We start from the raw sequence: 24,067 nt of genomic DNA on the forward strand, positions 1-24,067 counted from the left end.
GCGTCATGTATGATTTGAAGAACCGCCGCAAGATCATCAACCGCCAGGGCCTGTTGCAGGATCTGGAAGCCGTGTTGGCGGAAGACCTGCCGCCGCCCAAACGCCGGGCAAAATGGCTGGCGCTCTACAAGCAGGCGCTGAACCAGGGGTATGACGAGGTCAAACGGCGTTTTATGGAGGATCATAACGGCGCTCTGGCCGTCATCGGCAACAGCTATGTAATCGACCAGATCCTGCGCACCATGTATGAGGTTGCTTCCCGCCATCTATATCCCAGCGGATCGATTACCAAGGGTGAGGCCCTGGCGATTGTGGCGGTTGGCGGTTTTGGCCGGGGGGAGCTGGCACCGCAATCGGATGTGGATCTTCTGTTCCTGCATGCCTACAAGCTCTCGCCAAGGGTCGAGCAGATCGTTGAGGATATCCTCTATATGCTTTGGGATCTGGGCCTCAAGGTCGGGCAGTCAACCCGATCCATTGATGAATGCCTGCGCCAGGCCAAGGCGGATTGGACCATCTGCACCGCCATATTGGAAGCGCGCTATATTGTTGGTGAAAAAAGCCTGTTTGCCGAATTGCAGAAACAATTCGCCAAATCGATCATGGATGGCAAGGACCGTGAGTTCCTGGAGGCCAAGCTGAGCGAGCGGGATGAGCGCCATGCCCGGTTGGGCGATACCCGATATGTACTGGAACCCAATATCAAGGATGGCAAGGGCGGATTACGCGATCTGCATACGCTCTACTGGATCACCAAATTCCTGTACCGCGTTCATGACATTTCCGAATTGGTCGACCAAAGCCGACTGACCAAACGCGAGGCGGAGCATTTTGCCAAGGCCCAGCAGTTCCTCTGGACCCTTCGTTGTCATCTGCACTATTTGACCGGCCGCCCGGAAGAACGTCTGACCTTTGACGTCCAGCCGGAACTGGCCAGCCGCATGGGCTATACCGACCATGCCGGTGCCAGCGGGGTCGAACGGTTCATGAAGCATTATTTCCTGATCGCCAAAGAGGTAGGCGACCTGACCCGGATTTTCTGTGCCACCTTTGAGGCCAGCTCGAAGCGCCGCCGCCTTTTAAACCTGCCGATGAAGATCTTCCGCAAGGATATCGACAGTTTTCCGGTCGAAGGCGGCCGTTTGACCATCGAACATGCCAAACGGTTTGAAAAAGACCCGGTAGACATGCTGCGTATTTTCCGCGCCTCCCAGCGCAACCGGATCGACATTCATCCGGACGCGCTGAAATCCATCACGCGCAAGCTGCGCTTCATCCGCAAGTCGGTGAAAAAGGATGAAACCGCCAACCGGATATTCCTGGATATCCTGACCGCCCAGGAAGACCCGGAAACCACATTACGCCATATGAATGAATGCGGCCTCTTGGGCAAATTCCTACCCGATTTCGGGCGTGTGGTCGCCCAAATGCAATATGACATGTATCATGTCTATACCACGGACGAACATACCATCCGGGCGATCGGTATCCTCAACCGGATCGAAAACGGCCAGTTGAACGACGACCACCCCGTGGCCAGCCAGATCATTGGTAAGGTCCTGAGCCGCAAGGTCTTGTATGTCGCCGTCCTGTTGCATGACATTGCCAAGGGGCGTGGCGGCGATCATTCGATCCTGGGCGCGGATGTGGCGCGCGAAGTCTGCCCCCAACTGGGCTTTTCCAGTGAACAGACCGAAACGGTGGCCTGGCTGGTCCTGCATCACCTGCTGATGAGTGAGACCGCTTTCCGCCGGGATCTGGGCGACCCGAAAACCATCCAGGATTTCGTCGACCAGGTACAATCGCCGGAGAGGCTGCGGCTGTTGCTTTGTCTGACTGTGGTTGATATCCGCGCGGTCGGCCCCAAGGTCTGGAACAATTGGAAAGCCACCCTGCTGCGCGAGCTCTATTACCGGGCGGAAGATTTGATGTCCGGCGGTTTGATGGCGGAGGGTCGATCGAAACGGGCCGAAGCAGCGGCCAACAACCTGCGCGAAGCCCTGCCTAACTGGCCGGCCGACGATTTGGAAGACCATCTCAGCCAGTGCAATCCGGCCTATCTTTTATCCTATCCGTTGGAATCCCTGGTCCGTCATGTGCATCTGATCAAACAGGCAGAAGGGGAAGAGGCACCGCTCTGCATTAATATGCTGACCGCGCCGGAACGCGACGTCACGGAAGTGACCATCTATGCCGCCGACCATCCGGGCCTGTTTTCCAGGCTTTCCGGAGCCATGGCGGTTTGCGGTGCTTCCATTGTCGATGCGCGCATCCATACATTCGCCAATGGCATGGCGCTCGACACCTTCCTGATACAAAATGCCGACGGTGTGCCCTTTGGCCAGAAAGAGGATCTGAAACGCCTGGACAGCATGATCCGCAAGGTTTTGTCCGGCGCGGTGCGACCGCTGCAGGAATTGGAGAAACGGGCCAAAAGCGGCCTGAAAAGCCGAACCGAGATTTTCACCGTGCAGCCGCGCGTGCTGATCGACAACAAGGCTTCCAACACCCATACGGTAATTGAGGTCAATGGCCGTGACCGGCCTGGCTTCCTGTTCGAAGTGACCAGCACCCTGACCCGGCTGGGCCTGCAGATCGCCAAGGCCAAGATCTCCACCTTCGGCGAACAGGTGGTCGACGTCTTTTATGTGAAGGATGTCTTTGGCATGAAGATCGATCATGACGGCAAACTGAAACAAATCCGCGAAACCTTGGTCGAGGTCCTGGCCAAACATGGGGCAAAAAACAAGAAAGAAAAGAAAAAGCCGGTGGCGGCGGAATAAGCCACCCCATCAGCCATTGATCAGGGTCACCCCGCCCGGATCTGGCTGACGAAGCGATTGACCACGCCTTCCAGTTCTTTGGCCTGTTCGGCCAGCTGGGTGCTGGAATTCAGCACATTGTCCGCCGCGGTGCCAGTTTCATTCGCAGCCTTGGTCACACCGGTGATATTGTTGGACACATCCTGGGCGCCAACGGCGGCCTGCTGAATATTCCTGGCAATCTCGCCTGTGGCCTCGCGCTGTTCCGAGACCCCGCCAGACGCGGTCACCGCCACCTGATTGATATCCCCGATCCGTTCCGAAATACGATTGATCGCTTCGACCACTCGGGCGCTCACCCCCTGGATCCGGCCGATGGATGTGGCAATCTCACTGGTCGCGTTGGCGGTCTGGTTGGCCAGGCTTTTCACCTCATTGGCCACCACGGCAAATCCCTTGCCCGCATCCCCCGCCCGCGCTGCCTCAATGGTCGCATTCAAGGCCAGCAGGTTGGTCTGTTCGGCGATATCCGTGATCAGGCTGGTCACTTCATTAATCTCGCGACCTGCCTGGTCCAATTCCGCCACCAACTTTGAGGCTGCATCCGCATCGTCAACCGCCCCCGTGGCCAGGCTGGAGGTATTATCCACCTGCCCCGCCATGGACTGAACCGAGGCGGAGAGCTCCTCGGTTGCCGCCGCCACTGTCTCCACATTGGCAGAGGCCTCTGTGGCAGCCGCTGCCACCTTAATTGCCAGTTCATTGCTTTCGTCCGCGATCTGGGACATGGAGCGGGCGGAATCAGTCAGTTGCGTTACCGCCATGGTCACCGAGCCGACCACACGGCCGACACTGGCCTCAAACTCATCGGCCATCCGGGTCATGGAAGCCCGTTTCTCAGCTTCCGCCCGTTCTTTTTCCTCTTCCCGCTCCCGACGCAGGCGCTCTACCCGTTCTGCATTTTCCTTAAAGATCTGGACCGCGCCGGCCATCCGCCCGATCTCGTCCTTGCGATCCCGGGCCGGGATTTCGGTCGCAAGATCCCCTTCGGCCAGTTTCTGCATGGCAGAGGTCATCTTCCGCACCGGCCCGGCAATGCCCTGGCCTACAGCCAACGCCAACAGAATGCCTAAGCCAAAGCTGGCGAGCGCAATCACGATGGTGATGGTGATCCGTTCTGCCACATCGGCTTCCGATTCAAGGCCCAGTGCCTGTTGCCGGGCGATGTTTTCTTCCTGGAAGGAGGCGGCCAGCGTGCCGATCTCCGGCCCAACCTGGTTAAGGCTCTGGTCGATCATCCGGTCGCGTTCCTGGACAGCCGCATGGATCTGGTCCAGGACCTGGCGGTATTCTTCGTAATTATTGCGCGCCAGATCAATGGCATTTTTCAGGGAAAAGTCAGTCAGGACCTTTTTCAGCTCACCGATATTCTCACCATAAAGGTCCAGATATTCGACGGCCCGTTGATAGGCCTCTTCGTTACTGTTCACCAGATAGCGGTTGGTCCAGAGCTGGGCATGAAGGATGTTGCGCAACATCTGGCCGGAATAATAGACACTGTCCAGATCCTGCGCATCCCAGGAAATTTCCAGGATATCACCCAAATGGTAATCCATGCTCTCGCCGGCCTTGTCGATCTTCTCCGTCACCAGGGCATTGATCTCGGTCTGACGCACGACAATCTGCTCGAAAACCTCCGCATAATTTTTCAGTTTCGCCTGCAGCGCATTGATCCGCTCAATCGCCTGCGCCTCCTCGTTTTCCCCCTTAGCCACCTCAAGCCCGGACAGCGTATCGCCCACATGGGACCGCAACTCTTCCAGGGCGGCTTCATCATTGGTGGTGATATAACGTGACGCCTCGATCCGGGCATTGGACATGCCGGTGCGGACCTGGCCCAGCCGGTTGGTTTCCTCCGTCAGATGCCGGTAATTGGAGAAACTCCCACTGGTCGCATTCAGCCCCGTCACCCCCAGCAGGCTGATCGCGCCCAGCAAGGCTAAAACAATCGCAAAGCCCAGAAAGGCCTTGGCCGCAATCGGAATATTCTTGAAAAGATTCATCTGTTTCCTCGCCGCAACACGCTCTCCCCGCCCAACCGGCCGGCGCAGCTTCCGACCCTGGATCATCCTCCAGAGTCTCTTGTAATGGTTTGCGTAGGCTACTCTTTTTTTCTTAAGGCTGTTTTAAGAAAAACCCAAAAATGCGGGTTCGCGGTATTTTCACTTGTCCAGCGGCCCGGCGCGGTCCAGATATAGAAATTATGACTGTAATCGATACCCGCCGGGGCCGAATACGGGCCGTTTTGGGTCCTACCAATACCGGCAAGACCCATCTGGCCATTGAGCGGATGCTGGGCCATTCCAGCGGCATGATCGGCTTTCCCCTGCGCCTGTTGGCGCGGGAAAATTATGACCGGATCTGCGCCCTGAAAGGGGCCTCCTCCGTGGCCCTGATCACCGGCGAGGAAAAGATCATCCCCGCCCATCCAAAATGGTATATCTGCACCGTGGAAGCCATGCCGCTGGATAGGTTTGTCGATTTCCTGGCCATTGATGAAATCCAGCTCTGCGCCGACCGGGACCGCGGCCATATCTTCACCGACCGCCTGCTGCATGCCCGGGGCCGGGATGAAACCATGTTTTTGGGCTCTGACACCATGGCCCCGCTGGTCAAACAGCTAGTGCCGGATGTGGAGATTGAAAGCCGGCCACGTTTTTCCACGCTGAGCTATACATCACCTAAAAAACTGACCCGCCTGCCCAGGCGGACCGCCGTAGTCGCCTTTTCGGTCAACGAGGTTTATGCCATGGCGGAAACCATCCGTCAGCATCGCGGCGGCACCGCCGTGGTCCTGGGCGCGCTCAGCCCCAGGACCCGCAATGCCCAGGTCGCCATGTATCAGGCGGGCGAAGTGGATTATCTGGTGGCGACCGATGCCATCGGCATGGGGCTGAACATGGATGTGGACCATGTGGCCTTTGCCAGCATCCGCAAATTTGACGGTCAACATATGCGGGCCCTGACCCCGGCAGAGGTGGGCCAAATCGCCGGGCGCGCCGGACGCCATATGAATGACGGAACCTTTTCCGTCACAAATAATCTGCGGGATTTCGACGAGGACATTGTCGAAGCGGTCGAAAATCACGAGTTCCAACAGATCCCGAAAATCTACTGGCGCAACCGCCGCCTGGATTTCAAATCACCCAAATTGCTGCTGAGATCCTTGCAAACCAATCCCAACCGGGCGGAATTGATGCGCTCCCGGGTGGCCGAGGACCACCAAACCCTGATGGCCCTGATGCGGGATGAGGATATCATGCTGCGTGCCGATGCACCGGACCGGATCCGGCTCTTGTGGGAGATCTGCCAGGTACCAGATTTCCGCAAGGTTACCCCCGATCTGCATGCGGAACTGGTCAGCGGCTTTTATACCCGGCTTTGTGACCATGACCGCCTGCCCGATGATTGGGTCGCGGACCATATCCGCAAGCTGGACCGCACCGATGGTGATATCGATGTCCTGACCGCCAGGTTGGCCAAGATCCGGACCTGGGCCTATGTCTCCCACCGGTCCAGCTGGGTGCGTGATTCCGATCATTGGCAGGAACGCACCCGGGTGATCGAAGATGCGATCTCGGATGCCCTGCATGAGCAATTGATGCAGCGTTTTGTGGATAAGCGGGCCACCCTGATCGGACGCGGCGGCAAAGAACGGCAAAGCCTGCTGTCCAGCGTTGCCAAGGATGGCCGGGTTATGATTGAAGGCCATATGGTTGGCCGCCTCAACGGCTTCCGTTTCCAGCCGGACCGGGCGCGCGACACCAGGGAAGCCAAGAACCTGCATGCCGCAGCCGCTCCGGCATTAGTCCTGGAAATGCAATCGCGCACAGCCCGCCTTGAACGAGCGGTGAACAAGGATATCAAACTCAATCCCCTGGGCCGCCTCGTTTGGGAGGATAATGAGATCGCCAGCCTGAAAAAGGGCGATAATCCGCTTGGACCCCAAGTGACACTGCTGGCCAATGACATTGTGGATTCCAGCCTGCAGACCCGGGTTGTCAATCGGCTAGAAAGCTGGCTGAAAGGAATGATTGAAGCCCGTTTCAGCCAGTTGAACCTGGATAAGGATCATGGGCTTACTGCCCCTGCGCGCGGCATCCTGTTCCAGCTGCGCGAAGGGATGGGAAGTCTGGCCATCGCGGATTTGCAGCAATCGATCAAGGCCCTGTCGCAGGATGACCGAAAGGCACTCGGGAAACGGGGGGTCCGTTTCGGCACGCAATGGATCTTTGTCGACCGGTATCTGAAACCCGACATGATCCGTTTAAGGGCGGTTCTCTGGGCGGTCTGGTCCGGGGTTGAGATCCCCGCCATTCCCAACCGCGCCCGGCCCAGTTTGCCACTGGATTATGCGCCATCCGAAATTTGGCCGCGCCTTGGCTATGTGGCCAAAGGCCCCCTTGCCCTGCGCCAGGACAGATTGGAACATTTACTGGCAACATTGCGTGCAGCTGCACGAAAAGGTCCCTTCGCAATTGACGGGGATATGCTGAAAACTGTCGGATGCAGTCAAGAAAACATGGTTGCGATGATGAAGGATCTGGGAACGAAACCGGCCGGGCCGGAACATCCGGATTGTTATCTAATGCGCGGAAAAACCGGTCGAAAACAACCAAATCGGGCCAAAATGGGGCGAAAGCCGTCAAAAAATGCACAAAATTCAGTGCCAGGGTCGAAAGGCCATAGGCGAAAGAAAAAAACTGTGTCAGAATCCCCGAATTCACCATTCGCCGCATTGAAGGAGTTGTTTGACAAACAATGAGCGAAGGCGAAACGCAGAAGCTGCGACTGGATAAATGGCTCTGGTATGCTCGTTTTTTCAAAACGAGAACACTGGCCTCCACCGTTGTCTCTGCCGGGCATGTCCGGGTCAACCGGCAACCGATCAAGAAACCCGGGCATATGATCAAGCCCGGGGACGTCATCACTTTCCCTCAGGGACCCCATATCAGAGTGATAGAAATCCTTGGCCTTTCGGACCGTCGCGGTCCGGCGGTTGAGGCACAACAACTATATAACGACCTGGACCCGCCTCAACCACGGGCCCGGGAAGAGCAGTTCGATGTGGCCAGACGCGATAAGGGGGCTGGCCGCCCAACGAAGAAAGAGCGCCGCGACACCGATCAACTGAGAAGCGCATGGTAAGGAGATAACAGGTCATGTGGTCCAAGGTTAGAGATTTCCTGTTTGAAAAGGCCGGGGAGCCTGAACCCGACAGGAACAAACATACGCTGGATGAATTACATATCGCAGCAGCCGCCCTGATGGTCGAAGCGGCCATGCTGGACGGTAATTTCGATGAACAGGAAAAATCCGCAATCGTCCATGTCTGCAAACGGCATTTCAATATCGATTGCGATACGGCGCGAAAACTGGTGGAAGAAGCGCAGAAACAACAAAAAGATGCCGTTGATATCCATAATTTCATCTCCAAATTCGCCCCGCATTTCGATCATGCGGAGCGGCTGAAAATCATGGAGATGATGTGGGAGGTGGTCTATGCCGACGGCGAATTGCACAGCTATGAAGCCAATCTGATGCGCCGGGTCTGCGGATTGCTGGGGGTCAAAGACCAGGAGAATGGCGATCTGCGCAAACAGGTCCTAGCCCGGATTGAAGCCGGGAATAACTCGCTGCAAACCGCCAGCGTTTGAGTAAATAAACCGATCATTCTCAAGATCGTTCGGATAAGGCAAGGGTGACACAGGTGAAGGGAGCCTGTGTCACCCTTGTTCATGTCAGGCTTACCCTTCCATCCCGGGCTTGCCCATTTTGAGTGGCAGAAGCAACAGAAGGCCGACGACGAAGAAAACCAGAATGGTGGACATTCCCAGGCGCTGACTCTGGAAGGTTTCTGTCACCAGAGAGAAAATCAACGGTCCGGCAAAGGCGGTCGCCCGGCCGGACAACGCATAAAGGCCAAAAAACTCGGTGCGCAATTCATCGGGGGCAAGCCTGGCCATCATGGTTCGGCTGGCGGCCTGGATCGGGCCTAAGAAAATGCCGATCAGCAATCCTAATCCCCAGAAAACCATTTTGTCCTGCACAAGCAGGATCCCGATCGAAAGCATGATCAGCGACGTCAGGGACACCACAATCACCCATTTCGCCCCCCGGCTGTCATCCAGCCAGGCAAAAACAAAAGCCCCCAGGCCGGCGGTCACATTCAATGTGATGGCAAAGGTCAAAACCTCCTCAAAGGACATACCGAATGTCACGCCGGCATAGATACCGCCCATGGAAAAAAGCGTGGTCAGACCATCATTATAAATCATGCGGGCGAGTAAAAACCGGAAGGCGGTTTTATAGCGCCGGACCTCGCGCAGGGTTTTAAACAGGCTTCTCACGCCCGCACCCACCGCCTGGTTCAGCGGCAACTGATGTTTGGAATGTTCACGCACCCACAGAAACATCGGCAGACAAAAAAGGGCGAACCAAACCGCCACCACAATACTGGTGGCACGGACACCGCCCGCGGCCACATCACCGACCCCAAACCAGGGTGTTTCCGCCTGAACAAATCCCACAAGGCAGATGACTAGCGCACAGAGGCCGCCGAAATAGCCGAGCCCCCATCCCCAGCCCGACACCCGCCCCAGATGATCGCGCGGCGCAACATCCGGCAGCAGCGCGTTATAAAAAACGGTCGAGAATTCGAAACCGACGGTCGCCAAAATAACCAGCCCGACCGCCAAGGGCACAAAGGCTGGATCGGGTTCCACGAACCAAAGGCCGGCCGAACTGGTCACACAGACCATACTAAAGATCGCCAGCCAGAACTTCCGGCGACCGCCAAAATCGGCGATCGCGCCCAGAAACGGTGCCAACAGGGCCACGACCAGACCGGCCCAGCCGACCGTACTGCTCCACAAGACCGTGCCGTCGGTTTCGTTTTCCGCGACAGCCTTGGTGAAATAGGTGGCAAAGACAAAGGTGCTGATGATTGTGGGAAAGGCGGAATTCGCCCAGTCAAAAAGGCACCAGCCCGCGACCGCCTTTCGGTCCATCACCTGAATTTCCGACATATCAGCTACCCCTGTCTTTTAATCTGCTGCGTTATATTCTTATTCCGCCCAAGGACGGTTGTCTGCCTTCGCCCGTCTGGTATCCTGCGCGGGCAGAGTATTGATATTCCACTTCAAAAGGAAGCCATAGAGATGATCGTCACCACCACAGATTCCGTCGAGGGGAAGAGCATCACCGCTTATCACGGTATTGTCAGCGGTGAAACTATTCTCGGTGCCAATATTGTGAAGGATTTTTTTGCCGGTATCCGCGATGTGGTCGGCGGCCGGTCCGGGTCTTATGAAAAGGTTCTGAAAGACGGCAAGGACATGGCCATGGAAGACATGATGGAACGTGCCCGCGAATTGGGGGCAAATGCCATTATCGGCTGTGATCTGGATTATGAGGCAATCGGCGAAAAGGGCTCTATGCTGATGGTCATCGCCAACGGCACCGCCGTCACGATAGAATAACCACAAGCGATCAAACTCGACTGCCCCGCTGTCAGCTGGCCTGGCCAGCAGCGAAGTTGATCAGGGCACCGGTCAGGACACGGCCGGTGCCCCTTTCCTGGATGATCAAGGCACAGCCGCCATCACCGGCCATTTCATCCCGGCTGGCAAAATGGGTCACGGCTTCCCCCCGCCACAGGCCAATCCGCTGCAGGCTGCGCACAACGCGGGCATTTTTTAGTTGTTTCCCGCTATTTTCACCCCGTTTCACGGTTGTTTCGTGCAATCCGTCAAACCCGACCAGGGTCAGCACATACTCTCCCTTCAGTTGCGGAAGACCTGAGATCGCGAGATGGATCTCCCCATTATTCTCACGGAAGCGAATGTCCGGCAGGGTAGCCGATCGTTCATCGCGCATTTGGCGGATCACCTGTTCGACCTCGTGCCGCCTGGAACCCACCACATGGCGCGCACCATCAATCACCATCTGAGGCGTATAGACATAGCGATCCCCGAGATTCCGGACATAGGCCCGCTGCCTCTCGGTAAAAGCCGGGTCGGCAAAAGGATCCTGCCATCCGATGTAATCCCAGTAATCCACGTGATATTCCAGCGCAATCACATCATCACGCATGGCCAGTTCCTGCAGAAAAGCCTCTGCCGGCGGACAGCTGCTGCAGCCCTGGCTGGTGAATAGCTCAACCACGACCGCGCGTTTTTGATCCGCCTGAACAGAAGCAGAAATAAAAATGAAAGTCGTGGCAATGAGCGCGCTGATCCGTTTTTTCATACCCTTAAGACCTAACCTTGGTAACTGTTCCACGGCCTCAAAGTAGAACGGACCGTCAAAGGTCACCAATCAAGGCCCATCAAATAGAAGTGAGGCAATGTGCGCGTTCGGTTTGGGCGGGCCGCAAACAGCCAGTATCATAGCCCGTATCCGGCCATGATGGATTTCCAAACCGGATCCTCGCGCAGCCGCGCCACCTGTTCCTGAATGAAAATTTTCAAGGCTTCGTCCCGGGTCACCAGGAAATGCCGCCGATAGGCCGAATGGGGTTTGATGGAAAAATGATAAACGCCGGCCAGGTCACGCCGGACAATGTAATATTTGGCTACAGACATGGGCACGATGGCAACATTGGCCCGGCCGACAGCCACCATTTTCATGGCCGACCAAAAGGAGGAAACATCCAGCCGCTCTATCTTTCCACCAGACACCATCACATCGATCCCGACCAGCCGATGCCCCAATACACTGGCAACCGATTTCCCGGCCAGGGACACCGGCCCTTCATATTCAACCGGCAGGGTTGCCGGCGACAGGATGGCGTTATTGTCGGTCATGAAACCGCCGGTCCAGAAGGCTACCTCCCTTGGCATATTGGGAAACCATTGTGGATTGACCCAGGGCACAACCAGCGGCATTTCCTGATCCAGCATCAGATCCAAGCGTTTGCGCGGCACAACAGTCGGCTTAAAGAGGTACCGGCCATCCGAATGACGACTGAGCATTGCCGCCAATTCATGGGTCAAGCCAATCCCGGCATCCGCATCCACCACAAAGGGCGGCACATCATGGTAAGTCGGGAAATCAATGATCTGTTCCTCTGCCCAGGCTTGGGCTGACCAAAATATATAGATCCAAAGAAACCAAAACTGCCGCTTATCCGCCATACAATCCTCGAGACCGGGTCAATCCGATAAGAGGCTAACAGTAAATGGATAATAAGCTGCTAACAGAAGGAAATAGAAAAAGCAGGACCAAACCGTCCTGCTTTCCCATGAAGCCGGGTCGAGAGAGCCAACCGGGCTCAGTCTTGCAGGATGGACCTCAACACATATTGGAGAATACCACCATGACGATAATAATCCACCTCGTCCAAAGTATCGATCCGGCACAAAAGCTCAATTGTCTGGCTTGAGCCATCAGCCCGGTTGATCACACATTGAACATCCATGCGTGGTTTCAATTCCTGCTCAATACCCAGGATATCAAAACTCTCGGAACCATCCAGGCCCAGGCTGGCCGCATTTTCCCCGTTTGTGAATTGCAGCGGCAATACGCCCATGCCCACCAGGTTGGACCGGTGGATCCGCTCGAAGCTTTCAACAATCACCGCCCTGATACCCAGCAGCCTGGTCCCCTTGGCCGCCCAGTCACGGCTTGAACCGGTGCCATATTCCTTGCCACCGATCACCACCAGGGGCACACCGTCGGCCTGATATTTCATGGCCGCATCATAAATCGGCATGATCTCGCCCTGGTATCTGGAAAATCCGCCCTCGGTGCCTTGCGCCAGCTGGTTCCGGATCCTGATATTCGCGAAGGTGCCGCGCATCATGATTTCATGATTGCCACGCCTAGAGCCATAGGAGTTGAAATCTTCGGGCCGGACCTGGCGTTCCAGCAGATATTGTCCGGCGGGGGTATCCTTTCGGAAAGAGCCCGCCGGGGAAATATGATCGGTGGTGATGGAATCGCCCAGCAATGCCAGCACCCTGGCCCCTTTCACATCAGAGAGCGGCTCGGGTTCCGGGGACATATCCTGAAAGAAAGGCGGATGCTGGACATAGGTTGAGCTCTCGTCCCAATCATAGGTCTGCCCCTCAGCCACCTGAATGTCCCGCCATTGCTTCGGCCCTTCGGACACATTGGCATAGCGGCTCTGGAACATCTCAGGGGTCAGGGATTGTGCGATCACCTCCTGAATCTCGCGATTCGACGGCCAGATATCCTTCAGATATACCGGCGTGCCGGACGGATCGGTTCCGATCGGCTCCCTGGTGATATCGATCTTCATATTGCCGGCGATCGCATAGGCCACCACCAGAGGCGGCGAGGCCAGGTAATTGCCGCGGGTATGGGGGCTGACACGGCCCTCGAAATTCCGGTTGCCCGACAAAACCGACGCCACGACCAGATCCCCATCTTCCACCGCCTTGGCAATAGGGCCCGGTAAAGGACCTGAATTACCAATACAGGTGGTGCAGCCATAGCCAACCAGATCGAACCCTAATGCATCCAAATCATCCTGCAAGCCAGCGGCTTCAAGATAATCCGTCACCACCTGGGAACCTGGCGCCAGCGAGGTCTTAACCCAGGGTTTGACGGAGAGCCCTCGTTCACGTGCCTTCTTCGCCACAAGACCGGCTGCCACCAAAACGGACGGGTTCGAGGTATTGGTGCAGGATGTGATCGCGGCAATCACGACGGCACCATCTTCCAACACCCAGTCGGCCCCGTCCACGACATGGGTCTTGTCCACATGACCATAATCCCGCGCCACTTCGGCGAATGCTGGCGCGGCATTGCTGAGCGCCACACGATCCTGCGGGCGTTTCGGGCCTGCCAGCGAGGGTTCCACTTGATCCAGATCCAGTTCCAGCATATCGGTGAAGACCGGATCGGGTGTATCGGCATCGCGCCACATGCCCTGCGCCTTGGCATAGGCTTCGACCAGCGCCACCTGATCCCGGTCGCGGCCGGTGAACTCCAGATAGCGCAATGTTTCTTTATCCACCGGGAAAATGCCACAGGTTGCGCCATATTCCGGGGCCATATTGGCTATCGTCGCCCGGTCCGCCAGGCTGAGATTGTCGAGGCCGGGGCCGAAAAACTCGACAAATTTGCCAACCACGCCCTTTTTGCGCAGCATCTCGACCACCATCAAGACCAGATCGGTTGCGGTCATGCCTTCGCGCATCCGCCCCGTCAGCTTGAACCCGATCACCTCGGGGATCAGCATGGAGACCGGCTGGCCCAGCATTGCGGCTTCCGCTTCAATCCCGCCAACCCCCCAGCCCAGAACGCCAAGGCCATTGACCATGGTGGTGTGGGAATCGGTACCAACAAGCGTGTCGGGATAGGCGACCGTGCGCCCGGATCCATCCTTTTCCTCAGATGACCAAATGGTGCGCGCCAGATATTCCACATTCACCTGATGGCAGATGCCGGTGCCCGGCGGCACAACCCGGAAATTGTCAAACGCGGTCTGGCCCCAGCGCAGGAAACTGTATCGCTCCCCATTGCGTTTAAATTCCAACTCTTCATTCTTGGCAAACGCATCGGGCGTGCCGAAATAGTCTACCATGACGGAATGATCGATCACCAGATCCACCGGTGAAAGCGGGTTGATCTTTTCCGGATCTCCCCCCATCGCCACCATGGCGGACCGCATGGCCGCCAGGTCCACGACCGCCGGGACACCGGTAAAATCCTGCATCAGGACCCGGGCCGGGCGATAGGCGATTTCATGATCGGATTTTTTATCCCGTAGCCAGTCGGCCAGCGCCCGGGCATCTTCGGTTGTGACTGTCTTCCCGTCTTCAAACCGAAGCATATTTTCCAGCAGCACCTTCAGTGAAAAAGGCAGCCGATCGATATCACCAATCACCGCGGAAGCGGCTTCCAGCGAAAAAAAATCATATTCTTTTCCGCCAACGTGAAGCGTGCGGCGAGTGTTCAAACTGTCCTGGCCCGTCATTGTCATGGATCCTGCTCCTTGATTATTCCCCCTCACCGAACAGGCCGACGCATTTGCCCCCGGCGTATCGGATCAGTTTATCTTCATATTGAAAGTCTTAGACGATTGTTCAAGCTTTCCCAGTCTAATGCGTACACCCGCCCATTTCTTCCTTGGCTGGAAAACCTTACCACAACAATGGGTAAAGGAACGGTTCGGCTTGCAGGAATTTTTAGCCTCGGCCAGAATGATCCCCCGCAACCCGTCCCCTGATCAGGAGCAGAATTCTTGTTTTTGCTGGCAAACACCCGTGAACATCTCTTGCCCCATCTGCCCAAACAGGCGGAAATTGCAGAGATTGGCGTCAATCTCGGCGAGTTTTCCCGCTTGATCCTGGATCAATGTGCACCGTCAACACTGCATCTGATCGATCCGTGGGAATTATCCACCGCCGATGACGATTATGCCCAGGCAGAGGGGAAAGCCCCTGAAACCGAACAGGCCGAAGCCCGCTATGAAACCGTGATGGCAATGTTCGCCAAGGAACGGGAACAAGACCAGGTCAGCATTCATCGTGCCTATTCCGATAAGGCGGCGGACGATTTTGCCGATGAAAGCCTGGACTGGATCTATATCGACGGTAATCACACCTATGAATATGTCCGGCAGGATTTGGAAACTTATCTGCCGAAACTAAAACCGGACGGGCTGATTTTGGGCCATGATTATGCGCGCAACAGCCTGGCCCGAAAATATGGTTTTGGCGTGGTCGAAGCGGTCAATGAATTTTGCCAGACCCACCCCGTAGAATTCCTGTTTCTCACTTTCGAACCCTTCCCGACCTTTGTACTGGCAAAAGATATCAACGCGCCCGCCACGCAAAAGGTCATGGCCAATGTTCTTTATCATCTAACCCCGGCCATTCAGATCAGAAATTTCGAAAAGATGGATTACGACCAGTTGGAAATTGATTTTGGCGACAGCCGTTACCGGTCCCTGATTTCTGTCGGCTGACCGGTTTCATGCCTGTCACAAGGTCGCCGTTAACAGAATTTGAATGAAATCAGGATAATATCCCTAATTGGTGAGCCCCCGTTTCCAAGAATCATAGACGGCTGAAATACATGCGCCCAGATCCGCTCGACAATGTTCAGATCATGCTTTTCGATCCCGACCGTAACAGCGCCAGCGTAACCAAGCTGGCCATGCAGCAGGCGGGCATCAATCTGGCAAAACATGCCAAGGAAGAGGCTGAAGCCCTTGAATCGCATGAAGCCTCGCCCTTCCAGATTATCCTGGTCGAAATGACCGATGAATTTTGCGAGCTTGGCGCTGCTTTCATCCGGGCCCTGCGCTCCCTGCCAAAAGAACAGGAGCCACCGCCCAAGGTTGCCACCCTACTAGGTCACGGAACCGAGGAAGCCTTAAGAACAAGCATTGCGGTTGGGGCCGATTCCGCCTGGGTGAAGCCGCTTTCCGCCATCAAACTGCGCAAACAGCTGGAACATCTTTTGGCCGCAACCGTTCCTTATTATCAGGCTGAGGAGTATTTCGGCCCGGACCGGCGACGCGTCCCCGATGATCATGAATATGACGGCACCGAACGCCGAACAGACTGATCGCTGAGATTTTTTCTGCCCATCCATAACGTCTCCGGCCCCGGCTTGATTTACAGGCCGGAAAAAAAAGATGTAGTGTGAATCAGAAAATACCGTATCCGACCTTTGGAGATCCGATGTTCCTGCTGGCCAATTTCCGAGAACAGCTTCTGCCCTTCTTGCCCAAGAATGCCCATATCGCCGAAGTGGGTGTCAATATGGCCGATCTGTCGCGGAAGATCCTGGATCAATGCGCACCGGCAAAACTGCATCTGATTGATCCCTGGGAACTGTCCGGGGCGGATGACGATTATGCCGCCAATATCGGCCATGAAGCGCGGACTGAGAATGCGGAAGAACGTTATGAACATGTGGTCAAAACGGTCGGCCCGGAGATGGAGGCTGGCGTGGTAAAGATCCACCGGGCCTATTCTCATGATGCAATAGACAATTTTGAAGATGAAAGCCTGGACTGGGTCTATATTGATGCCAACCATCAATATGAATATGTCAAAAAAGACCTGGAAATGTTCCTGCCCAAACTAAAGCCCGACGGGCTGATCCTGGGCCATGACTATGCCAATAATGAAATGTCGCGCAAATATGGGTTCGGCGTTGTCGAGGCGGTCAATGAGTTTTGCAGCGAACAGAATCTCGATTTCATGTGCCTGACCTTTGATCCTTTCCCGACCTATGTTCTGGCGAAAGATCCGGCCAGTGCCAAAGCCCAGCAATTCCTGGCCAATGTGCTCTATCATCTGACACCGGCGATCCGGATCGAGAATTTTTCCGCCAAGAAATACCAGCAGGTCGTGGTTGATTTTGGCGGCGGCACCCACCGCACCATCATTTCGGTTGATTGATCAAACCCCGCCCCAAGCGGTCGGTCACTTCAGATACATGTCCTGAATAGGCAATTGGAACCCGCTCTGCTGTTCGCGCTTGCGGGCCAGACACACCAGATCCAGGCCACCAGAAAGGTTTTTGAAGCTGTCTGTTGCATAAAATTGGTGATGGGCCTTGTCTTGGATATTGTAGACTTGAACCGAGGACCAGTCGCCGACACCGTTTGTCCAATGGAAAAACGCCATGGCCACGACCTCCATGCCGTTGGCATCATAAATTCCCCGCAGAAAGGTTGGATTGACCTGGTAAAAGCCTTCATTCACATAGCCGTTGCAAGGCAGATGGTGAATCACATGCCCGCCAACCGCCAGCATATCAATGATATGAGCATAGGCCTGGACAATATTGATGACATGTTCCGTGGTGCCACCATCATAAATTAAGTCAAAACCACCTTTCATCCCCTCAGGCAGCACCGGATTATTCAGATCGAAAACAATCTCCGCCCCCTCGTCCGGGCGAACATCCATGCTTTTGACATCCCCGCAGCCGAGCAACCGGAAATAAGATTCCGCGGCAATCAGGCTGGGGTGGAACACGGACGCTTCCGGTGAGATGCCGTCTTTCACCTGATATCCGCTTCCTTCAAGAATAGAAGGCACTTCATCAGGTCCGAAGCGGCAGAACTGACGGCCCAGCATCAGCATCCTGGCCTGATCATAAATATCCTGACTGAAAATATGCGCCATTGCGCGTGCCGCCTGAATTTCTATACCCATCAGCCCATCCGTCTCTTATTTGTTTTTTTCATGCCGCCTGCCATTCGATCCGCCAATAGGCCTCACCGCCAATCTCTGCTGTTTGTTTTTCGATGAGCGCGCCGGTATCACCCTGCATTTGGGAAGGGTAACATGCCGCGCCGGCCTGTTTGGCCGCCTGGATGTCCGGTGTGGAAAATACATACGGGCAGGGCCGAAATCCCAAGGCATTGCCCATCGGGGCCAGATAATCCGCCACCTCATTTGGCAACAACCGCGCCGCATAGGGAAGATCCTCATAAAGATATAGTTCAACACCGGTATGGCGTGACAAGGCAAGCGCCGCATCCCGGACCAGAAGATGATCCACATGATTGCCAATCCCAACCGGGGCCAGCAGGATCACCCGATCCGCCATCTTTGCCATGACCGCCTGCAGAAGAGGCGGCATCAGCGCCTGATCCCCATCATCATATTGGCCCGAAAGGATCTCGGCAAAACCGGCCTTGCGCATATAGGCCTCTTCAAAACCTTCCCAGGAAACCTGACAGCCGCCCCCCAGCCATGTGACAAAGGTATCATCTTCCCGCATGCGCAAAGCGGTCACCACATCCGCATCTGCCTGCGGGTCGGACGGATCATAGTTGGACCGTGAAAATATTGTCTGGATCAGGCAGGGCATTTGCTGACGGGCCACATGGGCAAGCAACCCCGCGCAGGAAAACCCCGCGTCATCGGAATGCGGGGACAGGACCTGAAGACCCTGCCACAGGCCGATATCAAGTGTTTCGCGTTTCAATGCCCCACCTCCAACCCATCGTCCGCATCACGGCGGAAGCGGTGTTTTTCCTCCCGGCTGCCAGCGGACTGAAAATAATCATCAAACCGGAAACCATCCAGATAACAAAGCGGTTTAATGGAAATATCCCCGGTCCGGCCGACCATGTCATTGACCGTCATCAACAGAGCGGATTGATCCACAAACCAGCCACTCTCAGGCAGAAGGCGCAACAGGAAATCCGTCAGGCATTCCAGAAATCGGCCCGCCTCCGGCCCAGCGCGCAAGAAAACGAAAGCCGCCTGATATTTCAGCCAGGGCAGAATAAGACCGCTATCAAACAGACCGACATCGGCCTCCGTCAACATTTCCTGCAATTTTCCAAGATCACTGACACGGTCGATATCCACATCCAAGATCATCAGATCGCGGCCAAAAGCCTGCCGGATTGCGCCCGCTCGCAAGAATCGCATGCTGGCATAATAGGTGCTGGATCGCCAGGAACCGGTGTTTTCGACTGTGACACTGACCCCCGGCCCGGCCAGGGCCGCAAGCTGTTGCCGCTGGTCATCCGTCGGGTCCGCGATATGGAGATGAACCCAGCCATGGGCACGAATAGCTTCTATAAAACGGGTGCCGAAACGATCGAAATACCGTCCGTCGCAAGAGGCCAGAAAAACCGGCCCCTGCTCCTCATCCACCGAATCCGGTTGCGGCCCCGGCAGCCATTGCAGCTCCGGCAATGGATCCTGGCGTGGTTCCCGGGGATTGAACAAGACCGCCAGATTTCGACTTTCCGCCAAATGCGGGATCGCCGCAAAAAGCGGTCCATGATCAGATGCCGCCGCATCAATGCGTTGCCAGCGGGCCAGACCGGTTTCATAGGCACCCCGGGCAATCTCCTGACAGCCCGCAAAGAATGCCAGAACCAGTTCAACGGATCTTTCCCATCCGCCGGCATCCACCATCGCCGGCAGGGCCTGCAACAATGTCGGATTGTCCTTGGCATAGGTGGAATAAACCGTCTGGAACAGCAAAAGAGCGGCATCCTGGAACAGCTGCTGGCGCAGCGCGCACACTTCCGTCAGCAGAACACGGTCCTGTTGCGCGATCGCAAATAACATCAGCCGGACCCAGTTTTCCGCATCCTGCGGCTGGGTTTGCACTTTTTCCAGCAGATGCTCCAATTGTTGCTGCATCAATTTCTGTCCAGATACTTCAAAGGCTTATCCACTCTACAATCCGCCAGGGGCGAAGCAAAAGGGAATATTCTGACGGATTGCCCCCTTCCGACACCAGATCAACCGTGAGATTGGATTTGATCCGCATTTGGTGCATCGTTACCATTCTTGGAAACGACCATAACCGGAAGCCCGCCACCATGCCCGATATCATGAAAGCCGTCCTGCTCACAGGGTACGGAGGCCCGGACAAACTGGAATATCGTGAAGATGTGCCCAAACCCGCCCCAGGCAAAGGCGAAGTCCTGATCCGGATCGGTGCCGCCGGAGTCAACAATACCGACCTCTGGACCCGTGAAGGCGCCTATGGCGAACCGGATGAAGAAGGCGGGGCCTCCGGCTGGCAAGAAGGCGGCATGCAGTTCCCCCGCATCCAGGGCCTGGATATCGCAGGCACAATTGAAGCGGTTGGCGCGACCGTGCCGGAAAGTCGCATCGGCAAGCGGATATTGGTCAATTTTGTGCTGTATCATCCCTCAGAGAAAGATCCGGACGGCCTTTATTATTCCGACGTGGTCGGCTCCGAATGCGATGGCGGTTTTGCCGAATATGTCACCCTGCCCAGCGAGAATGCCAAGGCGATCCAGTCCCACTACAGCGATATCGAGCTTGCAAGCTTTCCCTGTGCCAGTGTCACAGCGGAAGGTATGTTGCATCGTGCCCGGCTGAACGCCGGGGAAAAGATCCTGATCACCGGCGCGACCGGTGGGGTCGGTTCCGCCCTGGTGCAACTGGCAAAGATCCGCGGGGCGGAAGTGTGGGCCGTTGGCAGCCAAGGCAAAGAAGCCCCGTTGAAGGAACTGGGGGCCGATCATGTGATCACCCGCCAGTCCGGCAATCCTGACTATTTGCTGGCCACATTGGCGGAAGAAAGCATCGATGTCGCCGCCGATGTCGTTGGCGGCGACAGCTTTCCCGCGTTGTTGAAAATCCTTAGACGCGGCGGGCGTTATGTGACCGCTGGCGCGATCGCCGGTCCGAAGGTGGCGCTGGATCTGCGCAAGCTTTATCTGAAACATCTGGAATTGATTGGTTCGACCATGGGGCGACAGGCGGATTTCGAAGCCGTGGTTCGGCATATCGAAACCGGTGCTCTAAAACCGCAGGTCGCCCAGACTTTCCCCTTGAGCCAGATCCGGGAAGCCCAGGCGGCATTTCAGGAGAAGAAATTTTTCGGGAAACTTGTCCTGGTTCCGTGAGGTCCGCAACGGCCTTTAGTGTCCGCGCAGCGATTCCAATCCCTCCAGCAAAACTTTTTCCGCATGATCCGGACCGGCGGCAAGCTCCAACATCTTGATCGCGATCATGAAACGGAAACGGGCCCGGTCATCATCACCATCCACCTCTCGCGCTTTTTCAACGATCTTCTGGCAAAGGCCGTTCAATTGCTGGCGCAATTCGCGATGAATCTGCTCGGCCTGGGTTTTGATGGCCAGGGATTCAGACATGACCACGCAATCACACACCGCCGTGATACGCCGTTCCGCCGCCGCAATCTCTTCCGGATCCGGATCGCCACCGGCATAGGCATCCAAAACCATCTCCACCGACCCTTCAAAAATCTCGCTGCAGACAATCTCGGCCACACGTTTCATCGATGCGGTCATCCGCCGCTTCCATGAAACATCCGACGTGATCGCCAACACGTCATGCACGTTCAGCAACTCATTTGTGAAGCTTTTCACCACCTCGGTGAGCTGGATCTCATTGCCTCCGCTGGCCACCAGATCTTCCAGCTTGTCCGCGGCAAGATCCAGGTTGTCGAAAACCACATTGCCCAGCTCTTCACCGATTAGGGAGACATCGCCGATATTGTTGTCATCCATCTCTTTCAAAAAGGTGAAGACATCCGCCGGGTGCAGTAAGCACCCTTGCGCGGCAAGAAGAACAAAATACTCCGATCCCGGATTGGTCTTGGCCGCTTTCTGAACATGGCTGTGGATACATTCGATCTGTTTTTCATCCAATGTCTGGATCGGCCGTTCCTGCAAACTGTCGCGCATGGACAGGATCAGGGCCGCATTCCTAATCATGCCCGAAATTTCCGAAAGTACGCCTATCGCATTTTCACAATTCAGCCTTTTCCTAAGCGCTTTTTGTTCGGATGGATCCGATTGCGCTAGTTGGATGATGGTATCCAGTCGCCCGGCAATCGCCTGCCAAAACTGGTTCGCCGCGATGATGATCGATTTCCCGTCCGCCTGGCCGATCAGTTTTTCCAGACGTTCCATGGCCTGGATGACGGCTGTATCCTCCGCCTCGGTGACCAGGGACCAGATCGGTTTGATCACATCCCTTTCAATCCGGCCATGACGAACGCCTTGCGCATCCAAATTCATCAAAACCACTTCGAAGGGCTGACAGAAAAGCCGCAGCATATTGGGATTGCGGTCCGGCCGGATCTTACGCAATTGCGGCCGCAAGGCCGACAACAGTTGGGCGCTGGGCAGGTTTCGGTTCCCGCCCTTTTCCAAAACCTTGGTCAGTTTGATGATCTCAGGCGCCTGAAGCTCGCCCATAGCCAGGGAAAGCACATCCAACTTTTCTGTTTGCCCCATCCGTCTGCTCCCTTAACCAGCGCCAGAATTGAAATGTGACGCTTTTTCCTGCGGCTCAGCCACATCCTGCTGTGCGATCACGCCCTTCCAGAAGCGATGGGAAACATCGGTCAGCTCTCCTTGCGGCAGGATCGGCATGAATTGATTCAGTTCCAGCACCAGCGCCCGTTGCTGATGGCGTTCCCAACCATCCGCTGCGGACCATTTTTCCAGGATCAGCGCCCAACCATCCAACAACCAGTCGATCCGTTCGATCTCCTGCCGAAGCAGCGCCCCGGTAGATTGCCAATCCAGAATCGTTTGTTTCAAGTTCGTCCGGCAGGCATCAATCGATGCCAGGCAAAATTCAGTTTGTTCCACAACGGATTGGGCTGCCAATGCCAGTTCATTGGCCAGGCGTTGCGATTTCGGCGGCTCACTGCGCGCCCAGCCCGCCACATCGCGATTCATTTTCCGCAGCAATTGTGCAAAACAGCGCATATAACCGGCACAATCCTTTTCCGGAAAGCCGATAGGTTCCACAAGCCGTGTCCATTCAATCAGGTGATCAATCAATTGATCACCGGAAAAGCCCTGACGCCTGGCAAATCCTCCCAAAACACGCCCTGCCGCCACCATGGCCGCCTGCTCATCCATGGCGGCAATATCAATCGGATCGTCTTGATCGCCAAACCGATCGACAATCGCCTGCAACAGCACCTGGCGGATACGAATCCGGACGGCATTATCCTGTTCCAGGGTTTCTTTAGCCGCCTGTGCCCGATCAGAGCCAGAGACACCGCTCTTCGAGAGATCCAGTGCGATTTTCCGGATTTTTGCTGGGCTGAGGGCCCCTTCGGCTTTCAGGCTTTTGGCCAGTTGACGGTCATAGACCGACATGGAAACCATGTCCTTGAGATTGTTCCATGGCAGGACATAGGTTCCGCGTCCGCCAGACAACCCCGGCACAAGTGCCTCAAATTCTCCCTGATCAATTTTCCGGATACGGGCATGAGCGATCACCGGCGTGGTGAAGGGAACCGCAGCGCCCCGTTCCTGGAAAGTGGCAGGAAGCAGGATCTGTTTGCTGACGGCGGCGTGGTCGGTAATCATAGGCGCATACCCGCCTGGTCCCGGAAACCGGACGCTCTAGGTTCAAATCCGCGTTTGATCTTCAGGCTGCTCACCCGCGACAACGCCAACTCCTTGTCTGACTTCCCCTCCAAACCGGCTTTTGGCCTCTCAAAAAACCGGTTTCTGCGCTAATTTTGCCAATCAAGTGCCAGACCGCAAGCTTACTACAAAGTTAGTTTCCAACCGGTTAATATCCACGTTCCCCCCCTGCCGCGCCGTCTGGATAAATTCCATATTTTGATTGTGCGACCGGGAGTATAACAAGCAGGCAGCAATATAACCAAAAATTTCATTTCATTCTTCTTTTTCCCTTTAATCAGGCAACAATGGCGCATTGGCTTGTTTCAAGCCGCGCCCGGTGATATCGAAGGCCGTTGAATTTTTCCGGCTTTCCGGTGACAGGCCCAAATGGGTCGGCTCCCAAACT

19 protein-coding genes are annotated in these 24,067 nt (G+C 55.8%); 9 read left to right on the forward strand and 10 right to left on the reverse strand.

The annotated features are described in order from the left end of the window. Nucleotides 1-5: 5 nt before the first annotated feature. A complete protein-coding gene (locus DFP90_RS17815; RefSeq protein ID WP_115937876.1) occupies nt 6-2,783 on the forward strand; it encodes a [protein-PII] uridylyltransferase in 2,778 nt (925 codons plus the stop codon). Between the two features lie 26 nt (nt 2,784-2,809). On the opposite strand, the gene DFP90_RS17820 is transcribed toward DFP90_RS17815, so the two are convergent. Further along, on the reverse strand, nt 2,810-4,825 hold the full coding sequence (locus DFP90_RS17820) for a methyl-accepting chemotaxis protein (RefSeq protein ID WP_181905434.1): 2,016 nt from the start codon (nt 4,823-4,825) through the stop codon (nt 2,810-2,812). Nucleotides 4,826-5,025: 200 nt separating this feature from the next. Between DFP90_RS17820 and DFP90_RS17830 the strand changes: the two genes are divergently transcribed. The 3 genes from DFP90_RS17830 to DFP90_RS17840 are packed head-to-tail and all read left to right on the forward strand — an operon-like array spanning nt 5,026 to nt 8,479. Then, a complete protein-coding gene (locus tag DFP90_RS17830) occupies nt 5,026-7,587 on the forward strand; it encodes a helicase-related protein (protein WP_181905435.1) in 2,562 nt (853 codons plus the stop codon). Further along, on the forward strand, nt 7,584-7,970 hold the full coding sequence (locus tag DFP90_RS17835) for an RNA-binding S4 domain-containing protein (RefSeq protein ID WP_115937880.1): 387 nt from the start codon (nt 7,584-7,586) through the stop codon (nt 7,968-7,970). The genes DFP90_RS17830 and DFP90_RS17835 overlap by 4 nt, the downstream gene beginning before the upstream one ends. 14 nt (nt 7,971-7,984) lie before the next feature. Further along, nucleotides 7,985-8,479 (forward strand): tellurite resistance TerB family protein, encoded by a 495-nt coding sequence (locus tag DFP90_RS17840; protein WP_115937881.1) that lies wholly within the window; start codon nt 7,985-7,987, stop codon nt 8,477-8,479. A gap of 90 nt (nt 8,480-8,569) precedes the next feature. Here the strand turns inward: DFP90_RS17840 and DFP90_RS17845 are convergent, their stop codons facing one another. Beyond that, nucleotides 8,570-9,850 (reverse strand): MFS transporter, encoded by a 1,281-nt coding sequence (locus DFP90_RS17845; protein WP_115937882.1) that lies wholly within the window; start codon nt 9,848-9,850, stop codon nt 8,570-8,572. 132 nt (nt 9,851-9,982) lie between these two features. Here DFP90_RS17845 and DFP90_RS17850 point away from each other — a divergent pair, with 132 nt between their 5' ends. Continuing rightward, complete coding sequence (locus DFP90_RS17850) at nt 9,983-10,303, forward strand: heavy metal-binding domain-containing protein (RefSeq protein WP_115937884.1); 321 nt, start codon at nt 9,983-9,985, stop codon at nt 10,301-10,303. 31 nt (nt 10,304-10,334) lie between these two features. Here the strand turns inward: DFP90_RS17850 and DFP90_RS17855 are convergent, their stop codons facing one another. The 3 genes from DFP90_RS17855 to acnA all read right to left on the reverse strand — a co-directional run bounded on the left by DFP90_RS17855 (nt 10,335) and on the right by acnA (nt 14,775). Then, nucleotides 10,335-11,072, reverse strand: a complete 738-nt coding sequence (locus DFP90_RS17855) for a DUF1223 domain-containing protein (RefSeq protein WP_115937886.1) — start codon at nt 11,070-11,072, stop codon at nt 10,335-10,337. Between the two features lie 137 nt (nt 11,073-11,209). After that, entirely contained in the window at nt 11,210-11,959 is a 750-nt protein-coding gene (locus DFP90_RS17860; RefSeq protein ID WP_115937888.1) for a hypothetical protein, read from the reverse strand. A gap of 137 nt (nt 11,960-12,096) precedes the next feature. After that, the gene (gene acnA, locus DFP90_RS17865) at nt 12,097-14,775 is read right to left on the reverse strand and encodes an aconitate hydratase AcnA (protein WP_115937890.1); all 2,679 of its coding nucleotides are present in this window, start codon (nt 14,773-14,775) and stop codon (nt 12,097-12,099) included. A gap of 261 nt (nt 14,776-15,036) precedes the next feature. On the opposite strand from acnA, the gene DFP90_RS17870 reads away from it, so the two are divergent. The 3 genes from DFP90_RS17870 to DFP90_RS17880 all read left to right on the forward strand — a co-directional run bounded on the left by DFP90_RS17870 (nt 15,037) and on the right by DFP90_RS17880 (nt 17,209). Beyond that, complete coding sequence (locus DFP90_RS17870) at nt 15,037-15,762, forward strand: class I SAM-dependent methyltransferase (protein WP_115937893.1); 726 nt, start codon at nt 15,037-15,039, stop codon at nt 15,760-15,762. Between the two features lie 110 nt (nt 15,763-15,872). After that, nucleotides 15,873-16,367 (forward strand): response regulator, encoded by a 495-nt coding sequence (locus DFP90_RS17875; RefSeq protein ID WP_115937896.1) that lies wholly within the window; start codon nt 15,873-15,875, stop codon nt 16,365-16,367. A gap of 77 nt (nt 16,368-16,444) precedes the next feature. Beyond that, on the forward strand, nt 16,445-17,209 hold the full coding sequence (locus DFP90_RS17880; RefSeq protein WP_181905436.1) for a class I SAM-dependent methyltransferase: 765 nt from the start codon (nt 16,445-16,447) through the stop codon (nt 17,207-17,209). A gap of 24 nt (nt 17,210-17,233) precedes the next feature. Here DFP90_RS17880 and DFP90_RS17885 read toward each other — a convergent pair whose 3' ends face one another. Genes DFP90_RS17885 through DFP90_RS17895 form a run of 3 tightly spaced genes read right to left on the reverse strand, consistent with a single transcriptional unit; the run spans nt 17,234 to nt 19,927 of the window. Then, complete coding sequence (locus tag DFP90_RS17885; RefSeq protein WP_147301053.1) at nt 17,234-17,971, reverse strand: hypothetical protein; 738 nt, start codon at nt 17,969-17,971, stop codon at nt 17,234-17,236. A 28-nt stretch (nt 17,972-17,999) separates the two neighbouring features. Continuing rightward, the gene (locus DFP90_RS17890) at nt 18,000-18,749 is read right to left on the reverse strand and encodes a PIG-L deacetylase family protein (RefSeq protein WP_115937904.1); all 750 of its coding nucleotides are present in this window, start codon (nt 18,747-18,749) and stop codon (nt 18,000-18,002) included. After that, nucleotides 18,746-19,927: a hypothetical protein gene (locus DFP90_RS17895; RefSeq protein WP_115937906.1), complete on the reverse strand. Its 1,182-nt coding sequence runs from the start codon at nt 19,925-19,927 to the stop codon at nt 18,746-18,748. The genes DFP90_RS17890 and DFP90_RS17895 overlap by 4 nt, the downstream gene beginning before the upstream one ends. A 182-nt stretch (nt 19,928-20,109) precedes the next feature. Between DFP90_RS17895 and DFP90_RS17900 the strand changes: the two genes are divergently transcribed. After that, on the forward strand, nt 20,110-21,168 hold the full coding sequence (locus tag DFP90_RS17900; RefSeq protein ID WP_218044718.1) for an alcohol dehydrogenase family protein: 1,059 nt from the start codon (nt 20,110-20,112) through the stop codon (nt 21,166-21,168). Between the two features lie 15 nt (nt 21,169-21,183). Here the strand turns inward: DFP90_RS17900 and DFP90_RS17905 are convergent, their stop codons facing one another. Continuing rightward, nucleotides 21,184-22,527 (reverse strand): hypothetical protein, encoded by a 1,344-nt coding sequence (locus DFP90_RS17905; RefSeq protein WP_115937908.1) that lies wholly within the window; start codon nt 22,525-22,527, stop codon nt 21,184-21,186. A 12-nt stretch (nt 22,528-22,539) separates the two neighbouring features. Beyond that, a complete protein-coding gene (locus DFP90_RS17910) occupies nt 22,540-23,619 on the reverse strand; it encodes a hypothetical protein (protein ID WP_115937910.1) in 1,080 nt (359 codons plus the stop codon). Nucleotides 23,620-24,067 lie beyond the last annotated feature (448 nt).

Origin of the sequence: Aestuariispira insulae (assembly GCF_003385955.1) — a bacterium.
GTDB lineage: Bacteria > Pseudomonadota > Alphaproteobacteria > UBA8366 > Aestuariispiraceae > Aestuariispira > Aestuariispira insulae.

Excerpts from the sequence above, each read along its gene's own strand:
- DFP90_RS17835 (WP_115937880.1), top strand. The coding sequence starts at position 7,584 with ATGAGCGAAGGCGAAACGCAGAAGCTGCGACTGGATAAATGGCTCTGG.
- DFP90_RS17845 (WP_115937882.1), bottom strand. The coding sequence starts at position 9,850 with ATGTCGGAAATTCAGGTGATGGACCGAAAGGCGGTCGCGGGCTGGTGC.
- DFP90_RS17840 (WP_115937881.1), top strand. The coding sequence starts at position 7,985 with ATGTGGTCCAAGGTTAGAGATTTCCTGTTTGAAAAGGCCGGGGAGCCT.
- DFP90_RS17820 (WP_181905434.1), bottom strand. The coding sequence starts at position 4,825 with ATGAATCTTTTCAAGAATATTCCGATTGCGGCCAAGGCCTTTCTGGGC.
- DFP90_RS17855 (WP_115937886.1), bottom strand. The coding sequence starts at position 11,072 with ATGAAAAAACGGATCAGCGCGCTCATTGCCACGACTTTCATTTTTATT.
- DFP90_RS17910 (WP_115937910.1), bottom strand. The coding sequence starts at position 23,619 with ATGATTACCGACCACGCCGCCGTCAGCAAACAGATCCTGCTTCCTGCC.
- DFP90_RS17830 (WP_181905435.1), top strand. The coding sequence starts at position 5,026 with ATGACTGTAATCGATACCCGCCGGGGCCGAATACGGGCCGTTTTGGGT.
- DFP90_RS17875 (WP_115937896.1), top strand. The coding sequence starts at position 15,873 with ATGCGCCCAGATCCGCTCGACAATGTTCAGATCATGCTTTTCGATCCC.
- DFP90_RS17815 (WP_115937876.1), top strand. The coding sequence starts at position 6 with ATGTATGATTTGAAGAACCGCCGCAAGATCATCAACCGCCAGGGCCTG.
- DFP90_RS17860 (WP_115937888.1), bottom strand. The coding sequence starts at position 11,959 with ATGGCGGATAAGCGGCAGTTTTGGTTTCTTTGGATCTATATATTTTGG.
- DFP90_RS17850 (WP_115937884.1), top strand. The coding sequence starts at position 9,983 with ATGATCGTCACCACCACAGATTCCGTCGAGGGGAAGAGCATCACCGCT.
- DFP90_RS17885 (WP_147301053.1), bottom strand. The coding sequence starts at position 17,971 with ATGGGTATAGAAATTCAGGCGGCACGCGCAATGGCGCATATTTTCAGT.
- DFP90_RS17895 (WP_115937906.1), bottom strand. The coding sequence starts at position 19,927 with ATGCAGCAACAATTGGAGCATCTGCTGGAAAAAGTGCAAACCCAGCCG.
- acnA (WP_115937890.1), bottom strand. The coding sequence starts at position 14,775 with ATGACAATGACGGGCCAGGACAGTTTGAACACTCGCCGCACGCTTCAC.
- DFP90_RS17905 (WP_115937908.1), bottom strand. The coding sequence starts at position 22,527 with ATGGGGCAAACAGAAAAGTTGGATGTGCTTTCCCTGGCTATGGGCGAG.
- DFP90_RS17900 (WP_218044718.1), top strand. The coding sequence starts at position 20,110 with ATGCCCGATATCATGAAAGCCGTCCTGCTCACAGGGTACGGAGGCCCG.